The following is a 2,632-nucleotide window of genomic DNA, read 5'->3' as shown; positions in this document are numbered from 1 at the left end:
AAGTACTCTAAGTACTTCTTTTTGTTTATTTGGAATTTGACTGCTGGCTGGAGACTGCCGACTGAGGACTGTTTTTGACTACCTCTGCTAAAAAGCCCGAGATTGTCGCGGTCGTATTCTGACAACTGTATATATTAACCGAAAAAGTACCAGTAGTATTAACTGAAAAGTATCCAGTTAAAGGAACAAAAATACAACTAATTTCAAGAAGTAGTTGTTAAGATTTTGTTCAAGTTTTGGCTTGCTTTTTTTTTAAAAAAAAAGCAAGCCAAAACTTGGCGGTCGGATTTTTAACTTTTTCCATTTTTTTATTTTTTCATTCATGGTTACAGAGTTTTGTTGAAGTATTGTAATGTTTCTTTTGTTCTATATGATTTTCCATTCATGTTCACAATATGTGCTTTATGAGTAAGTCTATCAACCATTGCAGCAGTTAATATTGTATCACCAAATATTTCACTCCAGCGGTCAAAAGACAGGTTGGTTGTTATGATTGTTGATTTTATTCCGGCTCGTAAAGAAAGGTGAGAAAACAATAATTCTGCTCCTTCTTTATCAAATGAGATATATCCAAACTCATCACAAATTACTAAATCATATTTTTCAAAACGATTTTCAAATTGTCTTAAAGTCCTTTCTGAACGACTTTCTTTTAGCTGGGTTATAAGGCGTGGAACTGTTGTAAAATGCACCTTGTAATCGTTTAAACAGGCTCTTAGTCCAAGGGCTATTGCAATATGTGTTTTGCCTGTTCCAGGGTTACCTGCCAAAATAATATTCCTTCCATGTTTTATAAAATCAAGATTTTCAAGTTCAGGTAATTTTGTTTTGGCATCATCAGGAAGTTCTTCTATTTTTAACTCATCAAGATATTTTTTGTAAGGAAACATTGCTTGTCTTATCCTTGATGCTTTTCGGCTCTTTGTACGGGATGTAAATTCTAATTCTAATAACTTGTATAGAAACTGATTATAGCTTTTGTCCTTCTCTTTAAACTCATCAAGAAGAAGTTCAAAATTCTTGCGGATACCGGGTAAACCTATCTCTTTTGTTAATGTTTTTATATTATCATTTATTGATTTCATCTTTTCTTTTTTTTTAATTGAATAAGATATTTAATTCTTTTAACATAGCCTGTGAATGATGGTAAATTTCATTATCTCTTTTTTCTTCTTTAATAGACTCTTTTTCTTTATTCATAACAGCCAACACCTTGTCTCTACTGATGTTTGCAGGTGTTATTTGTTTTACTTTTTTTATTGCTTTTTCTACTGTTTCAAAACTAATTTCATTGTTTTTACAGTATTGCAATAATTCTATAAAATCTTTACTTTCGTCTATAAAATACTCTTTGTAAATATTTTTAACTTGAGAGCTTAATTGAGAAAAAACCATAGAACCTTTTAATGCTCCCGGTTTACGAATCAATGTTGTAAGGTAATGATTTATATCTAAATCCCAAGTATGTGCTCCATAATTTCGAGCATGACTGCAAGCCAATTCTGTGTTATAATAAGCATCTATTCGTTCTGCAAAAACTCTAACATCAAGCAGTTTCCCTACAAGAAAATCAGGTACTGAATATCGGTTGCCATAAAGAATTATTGTTGAATATTTATCAACTTTTACATGCTCATCTTTAAAACATTTATAAGGAATTTTGCTCTCATATAGATGTAATTTCTCTGCTTCAAAAAGTTTATTTGCTGTTTTATTTTTTGATAATTGCTGAGTTGTATCATTTAATTTATCACAACTTTCTTGCAGATGTTTGTTGGCTTCAGCTATGTTGGCAAATTTATCTTTTATACAAAACGATTTTCTACGAACATATTCTACACTTCTTTCAACATGTCCTTTCTCATTACCTTTGCGTATGTTACAAAACCGAAATCCAAATTTGTAATAATTTGAAAGCTCCAGTAATGCTTCAGTCGGTTTTTTTTCTGTTCGTCCAACAAATCTCGCTATTACTACTCTCATATTATCGTAAACAATTTCTTTATGGACTCCCTCTAAGTGTGAGAAAAAATCTATATGACATTGGCTAAATGCTAAAGTGTCTTGCCGATAAAACAGTTTTGCCCAACGATAATTGCTATACGCACTGGTGAAAACTGCCATATTTAAAGTTTGTAATTTACCATCTATAAACAATTTCACATCACCCCAATCAAACTCACAAACTTCGCTCGGATTATAAATTTGTTTTACAAAACTTTCTTTTCCTAAAGATTCTTTTTCTCTTATATAATTACAAATTGTTGTGTAGCCAATTTCGTAACCTTTTGATAATAAATATTCGTGAATATCTATTTTCTTCATTATTTGCTTACGAAGCCCTTGATTGCATTTTTGAGTATTTTGATTTATGCAATATTTTATTTCTTCTTCTATCTCTTGGGTCATCCTGAGTTTTTTACGACTTGAACTTGAGTTTTCCACAGAAAAAAACTTAAAAAAATAGATATTTAATAATCAGTTAGTTATTAGGTTTTTTTTGTGCTATAGTGTAGTGTTAACTAATAAATTTGCAACATATTGAAATAAAGTATTATATTTGCAACTGAAATGTTAATTAAAATAAAGAGGTATGAATGAAAAAATCTATCCAAAAATAATTAAAGGCAAA

Annotated in this window: 2 protein-coding genes; both read right to left on the bottom strand. The window is 30.2% G+C overall.

Annotated features, from left to right (window positions below; genetic code table 11):
* Window positions 1-326: 326 nt before the first annotated feature.
* Window positions 327-1,085: an IS21-like element helper ATPase IstB gene (gene istB, locus U9R42_09090; protein MEA3496174.1), complete on the bottom strand. Its 759-nt coding sequence runs from the start codon at window positions 1,083-1,085 to the stop codon at window positions 327-329.
* 13 nt (window positions 1,086-1,098) lie between these two features.
* On the bottom strand, window positions 1,099-2,445 hold the full coding sequence (gene istA, locus U9R42_09085) for an IS21 family transposase (GenBank protein MEA3496173.1): 1,347 nt from the start codon (window positions 2,443-2,445) through the stop codon (window positions 1,099-1,101).
* Between the last annotated feature and the right edge of the window lie 187 nt (window positions 2,446-2,632).

Source organism: Bacteroidota bacterium, from assembly GCA_034723125.1.
Classification (GTDB): domain Bacteria; phylum Bacteroidota; class Bacteroidia; order CAILMK01; family JAAYUY01; genus JAYEOP01.
Note: the sequence above shows the minus strand (reverse complement) of the source record. Positions and strands in the feature narration are given on the sequence as shown.